Genomic DNA, 21,580 nt, shown 5'->3' with positions numbered 1-21,580 from the left:
TGATACCCAGAGCTTTATCATGACTGAACTGCGCTTTCGCCCCCTGGCCCTGGCCAGCGGCCTGATCCTGGAAAACCGCCTGGTGGTGCCGCCGATGGCCTCGCAAACCGCCGACACTGAAGGTCTTGCCACCGAAGCCACCCTGGCCCACTACGAGCGCCTTACCCGCTCCGGCGCCGCCCTGGTGATGGTGGAGTACAGCTTTGTCTCCCTGGCCGGCCGCGGCGATCCCAACCAGTTGGGTGCCCACAGCGATGACTGCCTGCCGGGGCTGACTCGACTTGCCCAGCTTCTTCATCAACAGGGGGTCAAAACCGGCCTGCAGCTAACCCACTGTGGTGGCAAGGCCAGCGCCGAGATAAGCGGCGATCTCATGGGCCCCTCCGGGATCGCCGTTCCCGCCTATGACCGCACCCTGGAAACCCCTAGGGCGATGACGGATGCCGATATCCAGGCCTGGCGCCAGGACTTCATCGGTGCCGCACGGCGGGCCGAGCTGGCGGGCTTTGACCTGGTGGAGATCCACTGCGCCCATGGCTACGGCCTCAACCAGTGGCTTTCTCCCCTGACCAACCAGCGCCAGGATCGCTATGGTGGCAGCCTGGAGAACCGTGCCCGCCTGCTGATGGAGATCATCGAGGGGATCCGTCTCGCCGCCCCCACCCTGGAGATCATGGTGCGGATCCCCGGCCAGGATGGTTACCCGGAGGGGTTGAGCCAATCCCAGATGAAAGAGGTGGCCCGACGGCTGGTGGCGGCCGGCGTCAGCCTGATCGATGTCTCCTCTGGCATCGGTGGCTGGAACCGGCCTAAGTCGCGCCGAGGCGAAGGGTACCTGGTGGAGGAGTCCCGCGCCCTGTGCGGTCAGGTGGGGGCACCGGTAATCGGTGTCGGCGGGATCGAGTCTGCGGAATACATGGAGCAGGCACTCTCCGAGGGCTGGCTGGATCTGGCAGCGGTAGGCCGGGCGATCCTCAAGGATCCTGACGCCTTCCGCCGCCAGCAGATGCTGCCCCGCGCCCTCGCCCACCAGGAAGAACCGGCCTAAAAGAACACCGCCCTAGGTACAAAAAACGGGAGGCGCCCAGTGATGGGCGCCTCCCGTTTCTTTTTCCTGCCCTCATCGCCAGGACGAGTGGCCCTCAGTGCATCAGGCTGTAGATGAGCGGCATCAGCAGCGAGGCAAACACCGCCGTCAGCGCCATTGCCAGGCCGGCAAAAGCACCGGACTCCGGGTGAAGGTCGAACGCCCGCGCCGTACCCTGACCGTGGGAGGTGGCCCCCAGCGCCAGCCCCATCACACGCGGGTCACGAACTCCGAAACGACCCAGAACACTGCTGCCGATGATACTGCCCAGGTTACCGGTGATCACCACAAAGACAATGGTCAATGACACCGTGGTATCGATGTGCTCACTGATCCCCATCGCCACCGGCACCGTCACGGATTTAAGCCCCAGCGCATTGCCCAACTCCCCATCCATCCCGAGCCAGCGGGACAGTTGGATGGCACCGGTAAAGCTGATACTGACCGAGGCCAAGATCGCCAGCACGATGGGCAGCCACAGCCGCTTGAGGTGATGCATCTGGCGATAGAGGGGCACCGCCAATGCCACCGTTGCGGGCCCCAGCAGGAAGTGCAGGATCTGTGCCCCCTCGAAATACTGCTCGTAGGGCACCTCCAGCACCAGCAGGGTGGCGATCACCCCAATGGCCGCAATGGTCACCGGGTTGGCCAGGGTATGGCGGCCGCTGCGCTCAAACACCCACTGTCCCACACCAAAGCAGAGCAGGGTCAGCATCAGGTAGAAACCGGGCTGCTCGAGGATATGCGCCATCATAGTTCACGGCTCCGGCTCAATCGGATCGACACCGCCATCACAGTGGCGCTGATCCCCAGGGTCAGCAGCGTGGCCAGAACCACCGCCACGGAGGTGGGCAACCAGACATCCAGCAACACTTCGCCATACACCATGATGCCGACACCGGCGGGCACGAAGAGCATCGCCAAGTACTTCAGCAGGCTGTCGCTGGCGCTGGCCACCCCAGTGGGGATCCCCCCCTTAAGGCAGAGGATCACAAACAGCAACATCAGACCGATCACCGAGCCTGGCACCGGTAGGCCGAAGTGAGCGCTTATCCCCTCACCCAGCAGCCACAACCCCAGCAACCCTGCCATTCCAAACACCCTATCCACGCGCTCTACTCCTGCCGAGACATTTTTGATGCGATAGGATGCCGCCTGGGAAAAATAATGCGCGGCGGACACAGCAGAGTGTGATCCGGGTCAACGAAAAGATGGGGCCTCAGGGCCAAAGCGAGTTTTCTCTTCGGGATCAGGCGGTAGCTGCCACAAGCCTAAATTGCTGATCCTAAATATGCTCCACCTTCGTGTAAGCCCAGAAGCATCAGAGTTTGATCCGGCTCTTAGGAACAAGGGCCTAGATCCGAGTTCCTAAGAGCTTGGTGCAGTCGAGCACCAAGTTGTCTTCGCGAAAGCTAGGGTATAGCAGGATTAAGAACAGCGATATCAGGGCCGGCAAAGTTGCCATCAAGGCAGTGGCGTGAAGAGTCCACCCGGCCAGACCGTATTCACTCCACAGCCACCCGCTCCGGCTCACCCGCTTCATGGACGCGGAAGATCAGTAAGGTCGCGCCCTCATCGCCGGTACCGGCCCAGTGTGCCTGCTTGTAGGGGACTTTGAGCAGCTCCCCCGCATGGCCGCTCACGCTCTGCTCCCCCAGCCAAAGGAAGACCTGGCCCTCGATCACGTAAGCAAACTCCTCGCCAGGGTGCCAGTGTTCCGGCAGCGTTGTATGAGGGGGCAGCTCAACCCGGCTGACGATCACCTCGGTGTCGGCATGCGCCGCCAGGGCACTCTTCAGCAGCGTCTCCATCCGCATCACCGGACTGGCGGACGACAGCATCGATGTCGCCTCTGCGGGCGGATCCACGTCGAGCAACTCACCGGCGCCGCTGTGGCCCATCAGCAGCAGGGTGACGGCCAAAGTACAGCTTCCCAGCTTCATCGCGACCTCTCCTCAAGATTTGCAGCCTCTCCCGGGCCAACCCCGGAACTTCAAGCGTAGAACACGCCACCCTTGCGCTCGAATTGCACTCGAATTGCGCTGGAACCAGGCTCGTACCCTGCACCGTCAGCAATCGCGCACCCTCCTAACGGGAAGGCACCATCACGATAGGCCACTGGGGCAGCTTGGCGTTCAGGTCCTGCCGGATCCGCCGGGCATCGCCCCTGAGCAGGATCACCGGCGGACGGGCGAACAGAGTTGCCGCCGCTTGCCGCAACGCCCCCCCATCCTGAGCTTGTAGCCAGGGCGCCAGCGGCGGGCGGGGGTGAACCAGTCGCGACAGGTATTCCCACAAGGCCGCGTCTTCGCTGGCGGTCGCCACCCGGGCACGGCTCACCGCGTAGCGCTGGACCGCGCGGACCTCCGCTTTCGGCGGCGCCTCCTCGGCGGCACGGGCAAGATGATCCAGCACACCGGAAACAAAAGCCCCACTGTGCTCAAGTCGCGTACTGCCGGAGAAAGTCAGCATAGTGGCCATCGGGCTGGCGGCGCAGTAACCGTGGATCCCGTAGGTCCAGCCTCGCACCTCCCGCAGGTCGTAAAACAGTCGACCGGTAAAACTGCGCCCAAGCCAGGCCGCCAGCGACTCACAAATCAGAGTGCCCTGTGCTTCGTCGCCGGATTTGCCCGCCTCCCCGCTCTCGGGCATGCGGTAACCCAGGTAAACCTGGAGCTGGGCACTGCCGGGGGCATCCAGCAGGTGGATCGCTCCCCCGGGCACCCTGGCGGTGGCTTCTGGCGCAAGAGAAACCGACGCCTGCGCTGAAGAGGATGCCACCTGGGCATCCAGTGCCATCAGGGCGTCCATCGGGGCAGACAGCGCCGAAGCCAGTTCCTCGGTGGCCGAGACACGGCTGCGGGTGATCACTTGCCAGCGGGACTGGCGGTGCAGCTGCGAAAGGGCCTGCTGTAGGCGCCGATCGGCCCTATCCTGAGTCGGCGCCTCGTCAAGCGCACGCACATAGGGGTGATCCCGCCCCAACAGGAGTTCACGCCAGACCCTGTCCATCTCCCCGTCGACGGCACCGTTGATCCGGTCAGTCACCGCCCGACGACGCGCTGCTTCGCGCAGATCCAGTCTCCGGTACTCCTCCGGGTCCACCATCCTCACCAGCAACGCCAGGGCATCTCCCCAGGCCACCGAGTCGGGACAGCTGAGCTGCAGGGCCACGCTGTGCAGCTGGGCACTGATCTTCAGGGTATCGATGCAGGGCAGGTCTACTCTTTGCATCAATGCCAGTCGCTGCAACCGCAGCGCCTCGGCCAGGAAGCGGATCTGGCCGTAGGGCTCGGCGCTCAGAGCCACCAGGGTGAGGCTCTGCCGTCCCGATGGCGGCAGCGCCATGGCGTGCCAGGGATGTCCCGAGGGCAATATAGACACCTTGGCCTCGAGTCTCTGCGGCAGGGCCAGTGCCGGGATCTCAGGTGCCCCGGGCAGGGGCGCAAATTGCGGCAGCGTCACCGCAGACGGTTCGGAGAAGCTGATAGGCCGTGAGTGACAACCTTGAAGGATGACGATGGCCATCGCGCTCAACAGCAGGCCCAGAGCCTGGCCCCACGGCGCACTCGCACCCTTGCCCCACCCGGGGGCAACCTTTGCTGTGCCCATCATAACCACCACGCCTCCATGCGATCCGCCCAGCTCTGCGGCAGCCACTCCAACACCCGTTTACCCCAGCGCAGGTACCAGGGCGGCAGCAGATCCAGCCGAAGCTGGGCTGAGAGATAGTATCGCTGGGCGACCCGCTGCAGGTCCGCCGGCGTCACCGCGACAATCCGCTCCCAGGGGCCGGTCAACGGCTTGGCCTCATCGATGGCGAGCGTTGACGAGAGCTGCAACGCCAGCGCCTGGGGATCCCCAACGGTTTCGAGCTGTTCATCGAGCCACTGCTGCTGCAAGCGCGCCAACCTCGCTGGGCTCAGAGGCGTGGTGGCCACCGCCTCGATCAGTGCCGCCACCGCCTGGGCAAGGCTATCCAGCGAAGCCCGGGCCCTAGGCACCAGTGCCACCGCCGACATCCCGTGCAGCGCCATCGGCAGGGGAAGCGACATCATCCAGAGCTGGTCCGGATCATCCAGTCGGGTTTGCGCCAGCAAGCTGGCAGTACTTTGCAGCAGGTGGCGCTCCAGCAAGGCCACCGCTGCTGCATCGGGATGGGTCGGCGGCACCGTGTGCCAGCCCAACAGCAACACCGGCCAAGGCCCCCGGGCGTCGACCACCTCGGCGTGCCAATTCTCCCGGGCAATAGAAAGTGGCTTTCGCGCCCGCTCGGACACCCCGGCCACCGCTGCACCGTCCCTTTGGGTCGTGGCGTTATCGCCCCAATCCGCGAAGCGCTCCATCACCCAGTCTCGGCTCTGGGGCAGCAGGTCGCCCACCAGTGTCAGTTGCATCCGCTCTGGCCGGTAGTGGGCCTGGTGAAATGCCGTTAACCGCGCCGGCGTGGCCGCCGAGATGGAAGCCTCATCGCCAATCACCGAGTGTCCGTATGGGGTATCCGCCAGTAGCGGCAACAGCGCGTCCATGGCCAGACGCACGTAGGGCAAATTATCAATCCGCATTGCCATCTCCTCCAGCACCGCCCCTTTCTGGTTCTCCACCGTCTCAACGGTCAGCAAAGGGTGGCGGAAGCGATCCGCCTCGAGAAAGAGTGCCAGGGGCAACGCCTCGCTGGGCAAGGTCAGGTAGTAGTGGGTATCGTCGAACCCGGTGGTGGCATTGAAGCGTCCCGCGTAAGAAGCGATCGCCTGCTGGTAGGCATCGCCCGGTGCGGCCTCACTGCCTTTAAACAGCAGGTGTTCAAACAGGTGGGCATAACCGTGCTCCTGCGCCGACTCGTCACGGGAGCCCACCTCGAAACGACTTACCAAGGAGACCACAGGGCTGTCCGGCAGGGACAGAAGCCGCAACTGCAAGCCGTTATCCAAAGTCTCGTAGTGCAGGGCCCGCTCCAAGCGATAGAGCACGGACGCTCCGGCAAACTCGACACCACCGCTAAACGCTGTGGGGGTTTCACCGCCCTGCCCCGCGGCTGTTACGGATGGCGAGGGAGTCAGCATTGCTGCCAACAACACCCCCAGGGTTCGCCATCGTCGCGGTGCGCCGGCGGTTGTGGGCCCGCGCCTCAAATTCATATCCATCCCAGCTTCTGTCATCGCTGCCCTGCGCGCTTCTGTCATCCTTAACCCCTTTTCAGCTTGCCGCCTGCGCCGCCAAACAGCTTGGCGACAAGCGCATGTCATACCTTGCCCTTGCTCTTTGCGTCCGGCTTCTTGGTCGGCAGCCGGTCATAAGCTGGCAAGGCATCCGGCGAGACGTACCAAGGCGCGCGAGAGGCAAAATGGATACTCTGGAGTGGGCGGATCCCCGGATCCGCATCCAGCGAGCCTGCGGGCACCACCATCGCCTTGCCGCTTTTCGACAACCAGGGCAGGGAGGACCCGCACTGCTGACAAAATGCGGTGGCAAAGTGTTTACTCGTTTGCGGCTCGAAACGTCGGACCAGAGACTCGCCGCTTAGCCAAACCAACTGCTCGGGCTGAACAAACAGGTTCGAGGCGTGGGCGCTGCCGGTAAACTTTCGACAACGTGAACAGTGGCAATATTGAAAAAGCCCAATGTGTCCGCGAAGCTCGTAGGTCACCTCGCCACACAGGCAGCTGCCTCGGGTTACTGTCGTCATAGTTCCCTCCTCGATTAGTTCCAATCCCGCCCCCAGGCCCAGCCAGCTTTCAGGGGTCATTCACTGAAATGAAAACGGCCATCAACGGATGGCCACTATTTCGCGTTAAGACGATGCCACCCCTCATTCGGTTTGAGGCCAGAGCGGCGGCGATAACTGATTTTCAAAACGGCCCTACAGCCGGATTAAGAGCCAGACCCCCATAACAATCATCATGATATTTTCAGTCAGGGAGATAAATCCCAAGGGCACCTTACTGTCGCCGCCGACACAGGCGCACTTGAGTTCGCGCTTGTCGATGTATACCGCTTTGATGACTGAAGTTGCCCCCACACCGCCGATGAAGATCGCAATAGGGATGGAGATGAATGGCAGGACCCCGGCGATCATCAGCAACCCGGCCAAACCTTCCCCGTATGGATAGAGATAGCCGTAGGGCACCCATCGTCGAGCGAGCAGATCGTAATTGAGGAACATGGTCGAGAAGGACTCAACGTCCCGTATCTTCAGGTACGACAGGGCACACATCGAGAAGGCGATGAACCATTCGAAGGTGCGCAGAGAAAACCACACCCCTTCTACCACTGCAGCGGCGCCCAGGGCCATGAGGAGCGTCATGCCAAACAGGGTGACAACGGGCCTGTAGGTTTTTCCATCCGAATTACCGTTTTGCCCGAAATACTGGCGAAGATCTTCGTATCCCCCCACCCGAGTACCGTTGATGAACGTCTGAGGCGTGGTTTCGACATCATGGGCGGACTTGAAGGATTCGACCTCCTCCCGGCTCTCCAGTAAGTGGTCTTCGACCTGAAAACCCTGGCGCTCCAACAGGTATTTAGATTTCAATCCGAAGGGGCAGATATGGTCATCCATCACCATTCGGTAGAGTTTGGCTGAATTTTTGCCTGACATACGAATTCACCCATAAATAAGATATATAAGAATAATAGCCTAGCTGAACTGGAATGTTTTAGTACCAGTCTCAACAGAAAAATAAAAAAGAAAATTGGTTGATTTAATAATAGCACCACCTGGGGGCCACTTTATTGTATTAGATATGGCATTAAGCTTTAATCCCTACCATTTTATTATTAATAGCACCTGAACATACGCCATTAGACTTTACCTTGGACACGCCAAGGTGGGTGCCGACGGTTCTTACCCGCCCAGTAAAGCTTAATCTTATTACCGGAGGGGTCGTGCAGAACCGCCTCGCGCCACAGGTAGCTTTTGTCCTGTGGGTCCTGCTCAAACTTGACACCTTTGGCTTTCAACGCCACCACCCATTCGTCCACATCCGGGTGCTCGAAGTAAATGACTGCACCGTTACTAAACGCCCTACCCTCAAGACTCAATGAAAATGTCGATTCGCCCTTTGGGCACTCAAATCGTGCGTAATGAGGAGTGTCAACGATCAATAGGAAGCCCAGCAACTGGTAAAACTCAACCGCCTTCTTCATATCTAAGACTGGTAGGGTTACTTGGTTCAGATTCATTAAAATTTCCAAAATGCTCATAAATTACATAGGTTGTCGGATGACCAAAGAACAACAAGCTCATTCATCCAGTTATCCGTGCCTTAGACCCATTACCTTCGTCAGTAAACATCGCAAAGATGAAGCAACTGATGAGAGACACAATGGAGAGATACAACAACGTGGGTGCAAACCAACTTATGGCCGTCCCGCAAGCAAAATGCCACTGGGTGCTTTTTTCAGTTCGAAATATACCGCCAGGATTCTCTAACCACTCCCAAGCCAAGACGATTATGGTAAGCAGCATCGAAGCGACAACGGCAAAGCAATACTTCGAGTTTCCTCAACCCTTTCTCCGCTGGAGAATCCTCCCTAGCTGCCATGCCCTTTCACCATGGATGTCGAACGCCGCGGTGTAGGACTGCCACAAAGCACCAGCGGAATCCAAGTCCCTGCCGAAGGCGGCAACACCGCCTTGTGATGTTTTTGATTTGAAGACGGCTTAAATCATTGAGATCACAACCTGCGATTCAGTCGTCTGGAAAAATGAGGCTCAGGAACTAAGCTCTAGGAGTTTATCAAATTTGAGTATCGGCATCACAAAAGAGGCCAGATAAATGCCTGAAAGAGATAAGAAAAAATCTATTGGTATCCATGAACTTTATTCTCAAGACCCTATCGCTGCAGACAAACTGCTGTGGGGCCGAGAGACAGACAGCAGCAGGAGAGGCTTCCTGAAGAAGTCCGGATTATTAGCAATGTCCGCTGCGCTGGGAGGTTACATTCCTTTTGCCAGCAAGATGCCAGGAGGGCTGATACCGGCTGCTTTTGCCGAGGCGCCTGAGCCTTTCTCAATAGAGGGTAAGGAGGGCCTTAGGGTACTGAATGACAGACCTATCAATGCAGAAACCCCCGCCCACCTGCTTGATGATGATTTCACCCCCGCAAAGTACTTTTTTGTTCGCAACAACGGCTTGCCACCGGCACTGGACACCATAGGTGATGTCGACCAGTGGGAGTTGGAAATCGCCGGAGAGTCCTGTCTCAAACCCCAGACTTTTACCCTGGCGGAACTGAAAAAGCGATTCAAGCACTACACCTACGCTCTAACGCTGGAGTGTGGCGGCAACGGTCGCAGCGAATTTAACCCTCCGGCGAAGGGAAACCAGTGGAGTACCGGCGCGGTAGGATGCGCGAAGTGGACCGGGGTGAGACTGAAGGATGTCCTCGAAGCCTGTGGCATAAAAGATGATGCCGTCTACATCGGTTACTACAGTGCTGATCGCCATTTAAGTGGTGACCCCAACAAAGATGCTATCTCCCGGGGTGTGCCGATGCATAAGGCACTGGAAGAGGAGTCACTGATCGCCTGGGGATTCAACGGTGAAGACATTCCCTACCAAAATGGCTATCCATTGCGGTTGATAACCGCAGGTTGGCCTGCCTCCACCTGTGGCAAATGGTTGAATAAGATTGTCATACGCAACAAGGTTCATGATGGTCAGAAGATGACAGGCCAGGCCTATCGAGTCCCCTGTGAACCGGTCGCCCCGGGCACCAAGGTGGCCGATGAGGAGATGTGCATCATCGAATCAATGCCTGTCAAATCCCTAATCACCTTCCCAAAAAGTGGTGTGACACATGCACTGAAAGAGACTTTCGAATTTCGCGGCAAGGCGTGGGCAGGTGATCTGGCGGTGAAAGAGATGGAAGTCTCCATAGACTTCGGCGCCACCTGGCAGCGGGCAAAACTGGAAAAGCCGGTAAACCGCCTCGCTTGGCAAAAGTGGTCTGCCAACCTCAAATTCCCAGAACCCGGCTATTACGAAGTGTGGGCCCGTGCCACCGATAGCAACGGCAAGGCTCAACCGACGATCCTGCCAGGATGGAACCCGAAAGGTTATCTAAACAACGCCTGTCATCGCATTGCGGTTCAAGTGGTCTAGGTGAGGGGGACATCATGAGCAACCGAGGTTCAATAAAGCTTTTGGCGATATCAGCGTCCATGCTCCTGCTGGTAACAGCAAACAGCAGTTTGGCGGTCGATCAACCCTCTTACGAAAAGGATAAGGAGTCCGGGTTGATAATGGCCCCCGGCTGGGAAACGGTAAAAAACAATTGTACCGTCTGTCACTCGGCCAAGTTCATAACGCTGCAGCGGGGCGACAGAGATACCTGGGAATCGATGATTCGCTGGATGCAGAAAACCCAGGGGTTATGGCAATTCCCTGACAATGTGGAAACGACCATCCTGGATTACCTTTCGACTCATTACCCTCCAGGGCCACCATCACGCAGGGCCAATCTTCCTCCCAGGCTAATGCCCAAGAGTTGATGACCACCTACCTCAAGGTAAACTATGTGGCGCCCCGCTTCGGGGCCATAACATGCTGGTTGAAATTGGAGAAAAGCAACTGAGCCTAAAGATTATTGCCTCAGACAACATGATAACGAGTTAATTGCAACTTTGTCTCTCTATCCACCAGATTTCTCATAGCCGGTGATTTTTACGAGTTTTTTATCTTTTCCGAATAGATAGGTCAGTATGATTTTATTCTGAGTTTCATAGAGATAAACAAAACGTCCATCAGAGTTATAGTCCTCGTGTCGAGGTTTTCCCATGCATGAAACCACATCATCTGAGGTTGTGTCCCCAATGGGAAATTGGGCAATATTGTCAGGGCATTTATAACGATCTTTCCCACCGTCCATTGGCGTTATTTCAAATTCAGCCGAACCCAAGCCTACTTCTTTAAATGTGAGTAAGAACTGAGTTGTGTTTTCAGGTTGTTTAACGATCCACATTTCCCGCCATGCGCGAGAGCCGTTGTCTCCAATCGGCTGCTGAATAACAAACTTTAACACTTCAGAGCTTTTGATAGGAGTCCCCATTAGCGCCTGCAAGCCTGCTGTAGCATCTAAGATTAGTTTTTCATTGGCAAGGGAACCTTCTTTTGCAACCGAGGGTTTGATCTGGGAGACAGGCTTAAGTGTTTGAGTGGATTTGCATCCTGTTAGCAGCACTAAAAAGAGTGATAGCACGGTCAAATATTTCATTTACAATTCCCTTGTTGAGTATTTGATATTAGTGAGACATGGCGCCGTTAACAATGGTCAATTGAAAGAAGCGCCAGGCCATCAAATGGCCGATGTTGCCTGGTGTTGTTAAGCCAACTATTCTCTAAGCGACTGCCTCATACAGCTTGTAACACCAGAACACGCCTATAATCATTTGAACCGCAAAAAAACTAAATCTTAAAGTAACTGCTGCGGGGCTCGTAGACAGTAAATGTACGGCAGATTGGGCGATTCTGGCTGCAAGGAAAGCATGGGCGAGTTGATCTGTTACTGACTGATTTCCAGTAAAAATCGAAAAAGCCAATAAACCACCAAAAATGGGTAACCCCTCTACACAATTGGCATGAGCTCTTGCCAGCCGTTGCATAAAGGGGGATAAATTTGAGTTTTCTGGGTTGAATCCATTCGGGGCTACTTCTTTTGTCAAAACCATTTTAGTACGAATGGCCTCCATAATAACCAGCAACAATAAACTCCAACTAACAAAGCCAAGCAATGAAATTACTGTTGGTGAATTCATCAGTTTCCCCTGTATCTAGTTCGGATCTATAATTGATAAATTAACGCCCGCTATGCCAAAAGCAGTTTGGTTGGCCAAAATATGCGAGGCACGAGCAACATCCAGCCAAACGATTTCGATCAACCTGTAGCGCCTTGTTAGCGCCAGTGGCAACACGAACGGTATCCGTTATCACCGCTCCATGCTGGTATGAAGAGCTTTCATTTGTTTCACACTCAAGGCGTTTTTACACGTTCAGGAATCCACATCAAAAGTGCAAGCCCCGCCACTGCAGAGAAAACAGATGCGAAGAAGATTCCCAGCTTAGCACTGTCAATCAGACTGTTATCGAAAGCCATGTTCGCAATGAACAGCGCCATGGTGAAGCCGATTCCCGCGAGCAAGCTACCACCGGCCAGTAACCTCCAGCTGAGTTCTGGTGGGCGAGTCGCAATGTGCAAACGTATAGCCAGCCAACAGAAAAAAAGAATACCAATAGGCTTACCAAGCACGAAACCCAAGAAAACCGCCACGGTAAGCAAGCTTTCCAATTCGCTGAGCGTGAGTGACATGCCAGCATTGGCAAATGCGAACAGGGGCATGATTACAAAGCCTACCCAGGGATGTAGCGCGATCTCCAGACGCTCCACAGGAGATAGCGTTTCACGCGCGGCAATTTCGGCCATCTGTAATGTTTGTCGGTCCTTCGTGACTCCGCTGCCTTCGCTGCTGGCTGGGTGCGCAATAACCTGACCCAATATCGCGTATAGCCGCTGATCGCTGACCCATCGACGCGCTGGCGTCATCAGGCCGAGCATCACGCCTGTGATGGTAGCGTGGATCCCGGACGCATCCACTGCAAACCAGATGCACACGCCCACCAGAAAGTAGAGAGGAAAGCTACGAAAGCCGAGCAATGTGATTGCACGGATAACCAACAGGCCAAGCGCAGCCATCACCAACGGCCACCAGGCAATATCGCTACTGTAGCCGATTGCGACGACAAGTATTGCGCCGATATCGTCAACAATCGCCAACGACAACATGAACACCCGTAAGCTTTGAGGAATGCGCGAGCCAAGCAGGGCTAGGCAACCGATAACAAACGCCGTGTCAGTTGCCATGACAGTGCCCCATCCATGCTGGCCGGGCTGACCTGATTGCAGTGCCAGATAGATCGCAGCGGGAACGATCATACCGCCCAAGGCAGCGACGATAGATAACGCGGCCATGCGAGGCTTGCTCAACTCTCCGAGAACCAACTCCCGCTTAAGTTCCAATGCGACAACAAAGAAAAACAGCGTCATCAGCCCATCGTTGATCCACTCCCGCAGCGAACGGGCAAACTCGATTGAGCCCACCTGAAGACCGACCTGTGTCTCCCATGCGTGTTCGAACGATCCTGCCCACGGTGAGTTGGATAGAATGAGTGCGGCAACAGTAAAAAATAGAAGCATTGCCCCACCCGCTGACTCAATGCGCAAGAAGCGCACAAAGGGGTTTGCCAGCCGATCCGCAAATTCCTTTGGTAATCGGGACATTCCTGGACTTTCTTGCTGACCTGTAATCATAAAAAGTCATTCCGACTGTCAAGCACTTACGCTTGGCTAAGAGCAATTAACGCCATAATAATGACAGAAATTTGTTGGCTAAAATTAGCGACGAAGGACAATATGCCAACTTTTTCTGCCCTGCTTTATTGGCTTGTTAGCTTTTACTACTCGCAACCATGGCTGCTCCCAGCCAAGAAAACCATACAATTTGGCTTACACCAAAAATTTCTGTAAGTACTTCAGCAGGATAAACGGTAAGAATGCCAACAATACCAACAAAGATCCCGAAGTAGTTAAGCCTTTGAGAAAACTCATCACCTTTTAAAGCGGCAAAACTTAGCAATAGAACCCAAAGCCCTCCAACCACTTCGTTTCCACCACCTAAACCTTCCACTACTGAGTAAATGGCCCGCCAGACTGTCATAGCTTGTTCTGGGTCTTTAGTTGATAGCTCCAAAACAGCAGATAACCCTATATTTGCAATCATTCCACTGGCAATGACTAAGCCCACCCAAACGACACCAAATATAGAGGCAATTTGTGAAAGGGTTGGGGCATTGCTTTTCAAGCGCTCATTAATCGCCAGCACTAATACAGCCAAAACAATCCCAAAGAGTACGTACATAATGAGATTTACGATGGATAGAATGACCTGATTTTCAGCTAAAAAGGCAAACTTTTGTACAGAATCAGCATCGGTAGGGAAATTCCAAAACGCACCAAAGAATACAAATGCAGATACGTAAATAATGGCTTCAAAAATAGCGGAAACACCCCCTATTTTCTGTAATTTATTCAAAATTTAAACTCCTTATTATTTGAACAACCCGCTTGAATTGCAGGTTTGCCAGAGCGGGACGACGGAAAATACGTCGTCTAAAAGCGATTGTTATGTGCAATCACCCCATGAAGACGCTACCCAGATAGAGGTCCTTGTTCTGATCTCAATGGAAAAAATTAGAAGTCATACTCCGGACGCTTTGGGTCGAAGTCGGCGTCTGACAGACGCGCGTCAAGGTTTAGGTTCTCGTACCCGTAGTTTTCGATGAGCTGGCCTTTCCGGTCATAGACTCTGATCCGTATCAGGATCTTGCTCTCGACATCCTGGTTGATAACAAACCGCGCACCGTCGTAGTCCTCCGCATTCTCGTTGGGTAGTATGTCGATTACCATGACCTGCGTGTCCCTGCCGTAGACACTTTCTTTTCCGTGATCAGTGAACGTGAGCACACCAGCTTTGATCGCCTTACGCATGTTTATCGCAACAGTCTGCAGGAGGAATCCAACCCCTGTACTGGTCACCGGGCGAAGGTCATTTTCCATGAGTTTCGGGTCATTTGGGGCGAGGTTGCGAACGATAAAGCTGAAAAATCCGCCTCTGTGCGCCTTGATTCGGCCCTTATTCCAGCCCACTACGTACAGTAACTCGCTACCCTTGTAGGGTTCTGTCACCCACTTCATGTACAGGGAATATGGCTGTTTCCTGAACTTTAGGAATATGGTCTCTTCGTCAAGAAGTTCGCCCGCTATCCGCTGCTGTTTATGAAAAATGGCGGTGTAACTTTCGACCCTGTCGTAGGCGGCCTCTGCCTCCATAAGCCACTGCTCAGGATTGGGTTCAACAATTTCACTGCCGTACGCGGCTATAGCAATGATTACGAACAACGCTAAACAGATGAACCGGGACGAAGGATTGTTTGCAATGTTGTCCATGTCTGACAAATCCGCCGCTGAAACAGTTTAGGTAGCCATAGTATTTAAATGATAGTCTTCGTTAATTAATACAACGACAAAATAATTCGGCAATATTTCAGCGGGGAATTTTTACCCGCTGAAATATTTGCCAGATTGATTTTATTGTTAACCGCTATTGAGCTACGCCTTCTTAACCAAACCAATTATAAACAGCAAAATAATAGCACCAATAGTTGCCATAACTATTGATCCCAAAAAACCACCTGTTGTTATGCCGAGCAAACCGAATATGAAACCACCAAGTACAGCACCAACAACTCCCACAATTATATTGCCTATAACACCAAATCCTCTGCCCTTCACTATGACGCCAGCAAGCCACCCAACCAGCGCGCCAACTGCTAAAAATACTAAAAAGCTGATGATATCCATGTTGCCTCCCATTTATTTTTTAAGGAAAAGGTATATGCCAACAACAAAACTGACAGCGCCAGCAATGTAGAAAGTCATTACTTTATCTGTATCCGAGCCTGTGACGGCCTGTGATATTTGAGAACCGACAGAACCTGATAATTGATAGCCCCATATTGCAAGTCCAAGTCCTAAAACTACCAGAGTAATACCGATGATTTTCATTGTGGTTCCTGAACCCGTAGCCATGTTGAACGCCTGTCGTTGAAAGAGATGTAATGTTTTTAGTATTGCAGCTAACGTGCATTAGCGCATCCAGACCGCAGGGCGATGCTGTTTTTACTTGTTAAGAGTCTCTCACTCACCGACCTGACTCGAATACTCACTATTAAGGTAACTCACTAGTTTTTCTGTACTTAGATCTCGCACAGTATCTTCAATGGACTCTAGGGCAAGATACCCTGCCTGGAATCAACGAAGGCTCTCTCTTCTATAGAACGGCTACGAACAAGCTTTGTCTCGGCAAGTGTGATGATTGGTCTCTGCCAATGTTCAGTGAGTCTATCCATCAGCCTGATAGCCTCTCGACGCTGCAATCAGCCGGCGGCTGCAGGCCGGTCCCTCTGCAACGCATTGATAGGTGGCGCAGCCGTGCTAGCGAGGAGTAGCCATCCCCCAATAGTTGAAACTGGCGGGCTTCCATCCGGGAATGTACATAGATTCCATATCTCGAATCTTAAAACCAGCTTGCTGAATTAGATGAGGAATTGGCCGATTGAGATTGCAACCACCCCCTATTCTTTTCCAGGTGGGATTCAACCTGTTTTGCCATCTTTGCACACCTTCATCGGGCGCCAGACCATGCTCGCAAAACAGGAGGCGACCATTAGGCTTGAGTACACGGCGTGCCTCATTCAATGCAGATATCACGCCTGGAATCGTACACATTGTGTATGTAATCAATACGGTGTCGACTGTACCGTCATCCAGCGGGATATCCTCAGCAAACGCCTCGATAAACTCAACATCGAAGCCAAGTTTTCCGTGCGTGTCTCGCGCTAAAGCCCAGATCTCCTGAGATGGATCCAGCCCCCATAAATGTTTGACTTTGCTTGGGTTATAGAAAGGCAAGTTTAATCCCGAACCGATTCCGATCTCTAACACCCGCCCTTCGGCCAGGGGAACAATTTTCTCGCGCTGCTTCATCATTGGCTTTAAGCCACAGGTAAAATCTATGATCCGAGGAAGCACGTATTTATCGTAGAATTTCATCGTAAGGTATTCTCAGTATTAAAACCCACCTAACGCTTTAATCAGCCGGAGCGTCAGCGATGAAGTTGATTGCCTTGTTATGCATTTGAGTGTTTTTTCCACTCATTGTATTGCTCGCACATACAACTACCGCAGGGGCGGTAGCCTGCGTTTATCGCATCACTCTCAGATACAAAGAATACTCTATGGGAAGCGTACCCCTTAGCAAGCGCTCTATTTGCAGCGGAACAATCAAGCTTGCCGTATATTTTGGCTTTGCTATTACCACCAAGCACACCAGGTTTATCACTTAGGAATAGTTCACCAGAGCCGGAGAGCAGTTTGTATTGCTTTGTCATTGTTGCGCTTCCTTATGCATAACGCTTTGCTAAGGGGCAATTGACTGTTGGCTAAACTTGCGCGAAGCGCCAAGCCAACTGTTAATTGTCCCAGTGAGTTTACGAACGAACTTTAGCAACTTGTTAGCTGCTTACTCTGATTTGCCAGAAAATTTTCGTTTGATCCATTTCCAACCATATACGAACGGTATAAAAATGATAAACCAGAACTTTTTAGCAAAAATAGCAGCAGCGGCTAAGAATCCAGCTTTAACAGCGGCTTTACCTGTTGCAAGTTTATAAACTAATGCGCCAGCTCCCATTGCAGCAACAGTGTCTGTTTCAGGTATAAAGTCGTCATATTGAAAGCCTTCATTATATGTATAACTCGCCAAAACAGGCTCTAATACAGCTTCGGCATTAGTAAATTGGTCAGGAGAACCAGCCCAAATAACTTCTGTATAACCTTTTCTGCCTAGTTTTAATGCTTTAGCGTTAATAAATTGTGTATTCTCACTTGTATGCCCATTAATAGCCCAATAAATAATCGAATTCTCTTTATCCAGAAAAGGCGTTTGCGCCCAACCGTCAATATATAGCTTGGCATGACCTTCAGCGCGTATTTTATTGGTTTCTTCTGTGCCTTGTATGATTTCAGCTAACATCTCATCGGAATCAATGTTTTCTTCCCAGTCATCAGTTTCTACAAAACCAATGTCATATCGCTGATAAATTGCCGTAGATTCAGATTCATCTGCATGTATTTTGAGTTTTACGGCGTCAGGCTTGAAGCCATCGTGCCCTTCTGTAAGAAGCATGAATTTGTGGGCATCTTTTCCCAAAACTAAATACTCATTTTCACTAATCGTAATCTTTGCATCATTAGAGGGAAGTTCATAGCTATCAACGACACCTTTCCAGTCAAGTTGCTGAACCTGATTAAGGTACTCATCATCTTGAGAAAAAGCTGAAAAGGAGAAAAATATGGTACATACAATTAATAGTCCTAAACGCATTAATATTTCCTTATTTGTAATTGTAATTTATGTTGATGCTGCATCGGCTCAACCTACGCAACTAACGCCCGCATAAGGGGCTGATAATGCTTGGCTATACTGTGCAGCGAAGCGGAACCGAGCCAAGCGTTAGCAGTCCCTTCACTTTATGCGCTTGTTAAGTGCCTAATATACCTAACAATTAAAATAAGCAAAATGATACCACCTATGAACGGTGCGATAAAAATATTAAATAACATCCCTAAGAACATATACGATGTTTGCCAAGTATGTGCATTTTTAAAGTTATAGTTTATTGAGATATAACTTGTGAAGTTAGCAAACTCGCGGCTTGGATTATTTACATTGATTGAAAATTTATACTTACCAGAAGGAACTTTTATTTTTCCAAGGCAACGATAAACTTGCGCCTGTGACCAACCACAAGAGTTTAAAGCTATTAAGCTGTTAGATTTGACCAAACTATCTTCTTTATAAAGTGACCAAACTACATTTAAAGGCATTCCGTTTTCATCATTGTTGGTCATGTTACCCAGTACGCTTTTTAAATATTCAAAGTCGAGTTCTTTACGGTCAAAAAGTAAATTAATCTCGTATGTTTGCTCCATGGGTATATAAATTTCAAATGTAGAATTAACCGAGTCAGTAAGATTTATAGGCTCTTTTAACGGTGCCTTTGAAAAATGCTCGCTAAAGAAATGAGTGAAAAGAGCATGAGCTGCAAGAATTATTATTGCGATTATGGCTGAACGATTACTCATGGCTCTCCTTGGCACTTAACGTTCGCATAAGGGGCTGATAATGCTTGGCTATACTGTGCAGCGAAGCGGAACCGAGCCAAGCGATAGCAGTCCCTTCACTTTATGCGCTTGTTAGGCGACATTCCTACAAAACTCTCTCGTTACCACAAATAACGAAAATCCAGAAAACTGAATTTCCCTCCACAGTATAAATCTTGGGATGTTCCGAGTTTTCGCCCGCGTACTTAGTATTAGTGCAAAGTCCTTTATTGACCACTTCTTTCTTTGCAAATTCCAAAAAGGCGGAACTGGCTTTTAAGTTTCCATAACATTCGGCTGGCTCAACAATCTTACAGAAAGCAGTTCTGCCAGCCATTACTTCAATTTTTTCCGCATCCTCTATGTCGGAGGGGCACATTCCTTGACACTTAGGTCCTCCACTACCAACTACTGGAACAAATTTAACTGGTGTGACTTTTACATAATCTAAATCTGCAAATAGCGCACAACTAGATATGCAGATTATAAAGATTAAAATTATCGCCCTCGTTATCATATTGCGCCTAACGCTGCGTTAAGGTGTGACAAGCGCTTGCCATACTGTGAGCGAAGCGAAACCGGCAAGCGTTTGGAATCACTCTTAAATGCTTTGTTATTTTGCTGTTACCCACTGACTTTCAAGCCCAATAGTTTGGCTGTCAAAATCGATTGAAGCCTGAATGCCCAGAGGTGTAACCAGCATTGGGTGCGTATGACAACTGTCGAAACCATAAAGTATAGGGACGTTTTTACCATTTAACACCTCAAGCAAAACGTCAAGTGGCGAGCGCCCCGTCCCTTTGTCATTAAACAGTTCATGCTTACCTAATACAATTGCACCAACCTTTTCAAACACACCGCAAGCCATTAAATGGGCAAAAGAACGTTCGACTGTTTCTATACCTTTGAGAGAGTCTTCAAGCAGGAGGATATCGCCTGACTCTATCTTAGGCATATATTTGCTACCCCATATGCCTGCCATAGTATTAAGATTACCACCAATTATACGACCACTAACTTGGCCATTACCTAAAAACTGCCATTCATTTGCGTAACTAGATTTTGGAGAGTCTTGAGTTTCCCAGTCGTGCATAACATCTGTCCACGACGGAGGCATTGTGTACTGATACGAGTCAGACTCCGAGCATAAAATATCCAGAAAAGACTTAAGTGTTTCGTCAACTAAGGGTGGAAACTCACCAAATGATGCAACCAATGCTGGGCCATAAAAAGTAATAAGTCCTGTTTGAGCATAGATACCCAGTAGTAAAGCCGTTACATCAGAATAGCCAATGATAATCTTGGGATCGTTTCTGAGTGCTTCATAGTCGATGTAGGGCAATAGAGAGTTACTATTGCTACCACCAATTGTAGACATGATACAGCGAACATTAGGGTCACGGATTAATCGGTTAAACTCTTCTGCACGCTCTAGAATTGAGCCGGAACGATATGAATCAGAACAGCCAGTGAGGTGCCCCTCTACTAGATCAAAGCCTTGAGATTCCAGATACGATTTTGCTCGTCTGAAACGAACTGGCGCAAAAGCCGTTGCGGGTGAAGATGGTGAAAAGAAGCCAATTTTATCACCAACTTTTAGAGCTTGTGGGAATATCACCTACTCTTATCCTCCATAATTCAAATAAGCAAAAATAACGCCCCGCTCAGCGGAAGCACTTTGGCTGGCTAAAATCTGCGAGGCACGAGCAACAGCCAGCCGAGCGATTGCGATCCGCCTGTAGCGCCTTGTTATGTGCTATTCATATTTCAAGTGAGATCTAAGCTTTCCTACCGAGGTCAGCTTTTTTTTTAGCAGCCTGGATCGACCGGTAAGGCCATAGTAGGTAAACGCTGCTCCAACGGCATAGGAAGACATAACGCTAAGAGTGCTCATCGTCCCAGTGCTACTAATGGTCTCATAAACGGCAAGCACGATGAACACCGTTCCCAACGATGTTCCAGCAACTCTAAGTATGAATTTCATACCACATCTTGCCTCATACATTTAACGCGCACTGGGCACATAACGCCCTGTTAAGGGGCGGATAGTAGTTGGCTAAAATGTGAAGCGAAGCGGAACCAGCCAACTGTTATTTGTCCCGCTTGAACAGCTTGTTAGGCGTACGTTTACCTATATAACCACCGATAAATATTAGAGGTATTAGCAAATACAAAGCAATATTTGTAGATAACCCTTCATTAAAATTAAAAGCAGTAATTAATCCTTGGATTAGAAGTCCAATTACTGCGACAATTTTTAAGTTCATAGACTGAGTATCTTCAAAAGTACGAACAGCTAAAAAGCCAGCAGCTAAAATGAAAATAATACCTATTGGTCCATGAAAAAGTGCAATACTTGAATCTTTGGCTGCAATGTTAATAAAGCTCAATAAGAATGAAAAAATATACCATAACAAATAAAAACAGGTTAGCTGGCCTAGTACGATAATCCCTAGTGCCCTTCCTATTGCAGCAGGAGCTGAAGGAACTTTACCTTTAAAGCATTCTATAAGAGCTTTGGTTAAAAATACTAAGCTTAAAATAGCAACTATATGGGGTAATGCGGTTACCAAATATCCTAACAAAATACTCCGTCCTTTCTTGTACGCCTAACGCCTGAGCTCACCGGCGTTTGAGGCGACGACCGTTTTTGCGGCAGCAAAAATGGGCGGCGGGTCAAACGTCCGGTGCAGCGATTTGTTAGGCAGATTT

At 51.5% G+C, this 21,580-nt stretch carries 24 protein-coding genes; 2 read left to right on the top strand and 22 right to left on the bottom strand.

Annotated features, from left to right (window positions below; genetic code table 11):
- The first annotated feature begins 19 nt into the window (after positions 1 to 19).
- Positions 20 to 1,048: an NADH:flavin oxidoreductase gene (locus tag ABD997_RS14515; RefSeq protein WP_345317838.1), complete on the top strand. Its 1,029-nt coding sequence runs from the start codon at positions 20 to 22 to the stop codon at positions 1,046 to 1,048.
- Positions 1,049 to 1,142: 94 nt separating this feature from the next.
- On the opposite strand, the gene ABD997_RS14510 is transcribed toward ABD997_RS14515, so the two are convergent.
- From ABD997_RS14510 to ABD997_RS14475, 8 genes are all read right to left on the bottom strand, one after another.
- On the bottom strand, positions 1,143 to 1,841 hold the full coding sequence (locus tag ABD997_RS14510; RefSeq protein ID WP_345317837.1) for an LrgB family protein: 699 nt from the start codon (positions 1,839 to 1,841) through the stop codon (positions 1,143 to 1,145).
- A complete protein-coding gene (locus ABD997_RS14505; protein WP_345317836.1) occupies positions 1,838 to 2,179 on the bottom strand; it encodes a CidA/LrgA family protein in 342 nt (113 codons plus the stop codon). The genes ABD997_RS14510 and ABD997_RS14505 overlap by 4 nt, the downstream gene beginning before the upstream one ends.
- 413 nt (positions 2,180 to 2,592) lie before the next feature.
- Positions 2,593 to 3,030 carry a cupin domain-containing protein gene (locus tag ABD997_RS14500; RefSeq protein ID WP_345317835.1) on the bottom strand — a complete coding sequence of 146 codons (438 nt, stop codon included), beginning with the start codon at positions 3,028 to 3,030 and terminating at the stop codon, positions 2,593 to 2,595.
- A gap of 145 nt (positions 3,031 to 3,175) precedes the next feature.
- Positions 3,176 to 4,702, bottom strand: a complete 1,527-nt coding sequence (locus ABD997_RS14495; RefSeq protein WP_345317834.1) for an insulinase family protein — start codon at positions 4,700 to 4,702, stop codon at positions 3,176 to 3,178.
- A complete protein-coding gene (locus ABD997_RS14490; protein ID WP_345317833.1) occupies positions 4,699 to 6,225 on the bottom strand; it encodes a M16 family metallopeptidase in 1,527 nt (508 codons plus the stop codon). The genes ABD997_RS14495 and ABD997_RS14490 overlap by 4 nt, the downstream gene beginning before the upstream one ends.
- Positions 6,226 to 6,329: 104 nt before the next feature.
- Positions 6,330 to 6,773: a GFA family protein gene (locus ABD997_RS14485; protein ID WP_345317832.1), complete on the bottom strand. Its 444-nt coding sequence runs from the start codon at positions 6,771 to 6,773 to the stop codon at positions 6,330 to 6,332.
- A gap of 174 nt (positions 6,774 to 6,947) precedes the next feature.
- Positions 6,948 to 7,646 (bottom strand): MauE/DoxX family redox-associated membrane protein, encoded by a 699-nt coding sequence (locus tag ABD997_RS14480; protein ID WP_345317831.1) that lies wholly within the window; start codon positions 7,644 to 7,646, stop codon positions 6,948 to 6,950.
- 242 nt (positions 7,647 to 7,888) lie between these two features.
- Entirely contained in the window at positions 7,889 to 8,269 is a 381-nt protein-coding gene (locus ABD997_RS14475; RefSeq protein WP_345317830.1) for a VOC family protein, read from the bottom strand.
- A 596-nt stretch (positions 8,270 to 8,865) separates the two neighbouring features.
- On the opposite strand from ABD997_RS14475, the gene ABD997_RS14470 reads away from it, so the two are divergent.
- Positions 8,866 to 10,194 (top strand): sulfite oxidase, encoded by a 1,329-nt coding sequence (locus ABD997_RS14470; RefSeq protein ID WP_345317829.1) that lies wholly within the window; start codon positions 8,866 to 8,868, stop codon positions 10,192 to 10,194.
- 529 nt (positions 10,195 to 10,723) lie between these two features.
- On the opposite strand, the gene ABD997_RS14465 is transcribed toward ABD997_RS14470, so the two are convergent.
- The 14 genes from ABD997_RS14465 to ABD997_RS14400 all read right to left on the bottom strand — a co-directional run bounded on the left by ABD997_RS14465 (position 10,724) and on the right by ABD997_RS14400 (position 21,453).
- A complete protein-coding gene (locus ABD997_RS14465) occupies positions 10,724 to 11,305 on the bottom strand; it encodes an FKBP-type peptidyl-prolyl cis-trans isomerase (RefSeq protein ID WP_345317828.1) in 582 nt (193 codons plus the stop codon).
- Positions 11,306 to 11,429: 124 nt separating this feature from the next.
- Positions 11,430 to 11,846 carry an MAPEG family protein gene (locus tag ABD997_RS14460; protein ID WP_345317827.1) on the bottom strand — a complete coding sequence of 139 codons (417 nt, stop codon included), beginning with the start codon at positions 11,844 to 11,846 and terminating at the stop codon, positions 11,430 to 11,432.
- A 215-nt stretch (positions 11,847 to 12,061) separates the two neighbouring features.
- Positions 12,062 to 13,396, bottom strand: a complete 1,335-nt coding sequence (gene nhaA / locus ABD997_RS14455) for a Na+/H+ antiporter NhaA (RefSeq protein WP_345317826.1) — start codon at positions 13,394 to 13,396, stop codon at positions 12,062 to 12,064.
- A 136-nt stretch (positions 13,397 to 13,532) separates the two neighbouring features.
- A complete protein-coding gene (locus ABD997_RS14450) occupies positions 13,533 to 14,177 on the bottom strand; it encodes a hypothetical protein (RefSeq protein WP_345317825.1) in 645 nt (214 codons plus the stop codon).
- A 158-nt stretch (positions 14,178 to 14,335) separates the two neighbouring features.
- Entirely contained in the window at positions 14,336 to 15,091 is a 756-nt protein-coding gene (locus ABD997_RS14445) for a DUF1571 domain-containing protein (protein WP_345317824.1), read from the bottom strand.
- Between the two features lie 162 nt (positions 15,092 to 15,253).
- A complete protein-coding gene (locus ABD997_RS14440; protein WP_345317823.1) occupies positions 15,254 to 15,505 on the bottom strand; it encodes a GlsB/YeaQ/YmgE family stress response membrane protein in 252 nt (83 codons plus the stop codon).
- Positions 15,506 to 15,517: 12 nt separating this feature from the next.
- On the bottom strand, positions 15,518 to 15,709 hold the full coding sequence (locus ABD997_RS14435; RefSeq protein ID WP_345317822.1) for a DUF3185 family protein: 192 nt from the start codon (positions 15,707 to 15,709) through the stop codon (positions 15,518 to 15,520).
- A 429-nt stretch (positions 15,710 to 16,138) separates the two neighbouring features.
- Entirely contained in the window at positions 16,139 to 16,756 is a 618-nt protein-coding gene (locus ABD997_RS14430; RefSeq protein ID WP_345317821.1) for a class I SAM-dependent methyltransferase, read from the bottom strand.
- Positions 16,757 to 16,833: 77 nt separating this feature from the next.
- A complete protein-coding gene (locus ABD997_RS14425; protein ID WP_345317820.1) occupies positions 16,834 to 17,094 on the bottom strand; it encodes an Ada metal-binding domain-containing protein in 261 nt (86 codons plus the stop codon).
- A gap of 131 nt (positions 17,095 to 17,225) precedes the next feature.
- A complete protein-coding gene (locus ABD997_RS14420; protein ID WP_345317819.1) occupies positions 17,226 to 18,089 on the bottom strand; it encodes a DUF2167 domain-containing protein in 864 nt (287 codons plus the stop codon).
- Between the two features lie 146 nt (positions 18,090 to 18,235).
- Positions 18,236 to 18,850, bottom strand: a complete 615-nt coding sequence (locus tag ABD997_RS14415; protein ID WP_345317818.1) for a DUF5625 family protein — start codon at positions 18,848 to 18,850, stop codon at positions 18,236 to 18,238.
- 124 nt (positions 18,851 to 18,974) lie between these two features.
- A complete protein-coding gene (locus ABD997_RS14410; protein ID WP_345317817.1) occupies positions 18,975 to 19,385 on the bottom strand; it encodes a hypothetical protein in 411 nt (136 codons plus the stop codon).
- Between the two features lie 96 nt (positions 19,386 to 19,481).
- Positions 19,482 to 20,486, bottom strand: coding sequence for a S66 family peptidase (locus ABD997_RS14405; RefSeq protein WP_345317816.1), 1,005 nt, complete (start codon positions 20,484 to 20,486; stop codon positions 19,482 to 19,484).
- A gap of 472 nt (positions 20,487 to 20,958) precedes the next feature.
- The gene (locus tag ABD997_RS14400) at positions 20,959 to 21,453 is read right to left on the bottom strand and encodes a hypothetical protein (protein WP_345317815.1); all 495 of its coding nucleotides are present in this window, start codon (positions 21,451 to 21,453) and stop codon (positions 20,959 to 20,961) included.
- Between the last annotated feature and the right edge of the window lie 127 nt (positions 21,454 to 21,580).

The sequence above is a fragment of the Ferrimonas gelatinilytica genome (assembly GCF_039544205.1).
Classification (GTDB): domain Bacteria; phylum Pseudomonadota; class Gammaproteobacteria; order Enterobacterales; family Shewanellaceae; genus Ferrimonas; species Ferrimonas gelatinilytica.
Note: the sequence above shows the minus strand (reverse complement) of the source record. Positions and strands in the feature narration are given on the sequence as shown.

What these genes read in the sequence shown, in the direction of transcription:
- ABD997_RS14420 (WP_345317819.1), bottom strand. Translation starts at nt 18,089, where the DNA reads ATGCGTTTAGGACTATTAATTGTATGTACCATATTTTTCTCCTTTTCA.
- ABD997_RS14430 (WP_345317821.1), bottom strand. Translation starts at nt 16,756, where the DNA reads ATGAAATTCTACGATAAATACGTGCTTCCTCGGATCATAGATTTTACC.
- nhaA (WP_345317826.1), bottom strand. Translation starts at nt 13,396, where the DNA reads ATGATTACAGGTCAGCAAGAAAGTCCAGGAATGTCCCGATTACCAAAG.
- ABD997_RS14475 (WP_345317830.1), bottom strand. Translation starts at nt 8,269, where the DNA reads ATGAATCTGAACCAAGTAACCCTACCAGTCTTAGATATGAAGAAGGCG.
- ABD997_RS14480 (WP_345317831.1), bottom strand. Translation starts at nt 7,646, where the DNA reads ATGGATGACCATATCTGCCCCTTCGGATTGAAATCTAAATACCTGTTG.
- ABD997_RS14505 (WP_345317836.1), bottom strand. Translation starts at nt 2,179, where the DNA reads ATGGCAGGGTTGCTGGGGTTGTGGCTGCTGGGTGAGGGGATAAGCGCT.
- ABD997_RS14510 (WP_345317837.1), bottom strand. Translation starts at nt 1,841, where the DNA reads ATGATGGCGCATATCCTCGAGCAGCCCGGTTTCTACCTGATGCTGACC.
- ABD997_RS14495 (WP_345317834.1), bottom strand. Translation starts at nt 4,702, where the DNA reads ATGATGGGCACAGCAAAGGTTGCCCCCGGGTGGGGCAAGGGTGCGAGT.
- ABD997_RS14445 (WP_345317824.1), bottom strand. Translation starts at nt 15,091, where the DNA reads ATGGACAACATTGCAAACAATCCTTCGTCCCGGTTCATCTGTTTAGCG.
- ABD997_RS14460 (WP_345317827.1), bottom strand. Translation starts at nt 11,846, where the DNA reads ATGAATTCACCAACAGTAATTTCATTGCTTGGCTTTGTTAGTTGGAGT.
- ABD997_RS14440 (WP_345317823.1), bottom strand. Translation starts at nt 15,505, where the DNA reads ATGGATATCATCAGCTTTTTAGTATTTTTAGCAGTTGGCGCGCTGGTT.
- ABD997_RS14470 (WP_345317829.1), top strand. Translation starts at nt 8,866, where the DNA reads ATGCCTGAAAGAGATAAGAAAAAATCTATTGGTATCCATGAACTTTAT.
- ABD997_RS14500 (WP_345317835.1), bottom strand. Translation starts at nt 3,030, where the DNA reads ATGAAGCTGGGAAGCTGTACTTTGGCCGTCACCCTGCTGCTGATGGGC.
- ABD997_RS14425 (WP_345317820.1), bottom strand. Translation starts at nt 17,094, where the DNA reads ATGACAAAGCAATACAAACTGCTCTCCGGCTCTGGTGAACTATTCCTA.
- ABD997_RS14465 (WP_345317828.1), bottom strand. Translation starts at nt 11,305, where the DNA reads ATGAAATATTTGACCGTGCTATCACTCTTTTTAGTGCTGCTAACAGGA.
- ABD997_RS14410 (WP_345317817.1), bottom strand. Translation starts at nt 19,385, where the DNA reads ATGATAACGAGGGCGATAATTTTAATCTTTATAATCTGCATATCTAGT.
- ABD997_RS14415 (WP_345317818.1), bottom strand. Translation starts at nt 18,850, where the DNA reads ATGAGTAATCGTTCAGCCATAATCGCAATAATAATTCTTGCAGCTCAT.
- ABD997_RS14490 (WP_345317833.1), bottom strand. Translation starts at nt 6,225, where the DNA reads ATGAATTTGAGGCGCGGGCCCACAACCGCCGGCGCACCGCGACGATGG.
- ABD997_RS14515 (WP_345317838.1), top strand. Translation starts at nt 20, where the DNA reads ATGACTGAACTGCGCTTTCGCCCCCTGGCCCTGGCCAGCGGCCTGATC.
- ABD997_RS14485 (WP_345317832.1), bottom strand. Translation starts at nt 6,773, where the DNA reads ATGACGACAGTAACCCGAGGCAGCTGCCTGTGTGGCGAGGTGACCTAC.
- ABD997_RS14435 (WP_345317822.1), bottom strand. Translation starts at nt 15,709, where the DNA reads ATGAAAATCATCGGTATTACTCTGGTAGTTTTAGGACTTGGACTTGCA.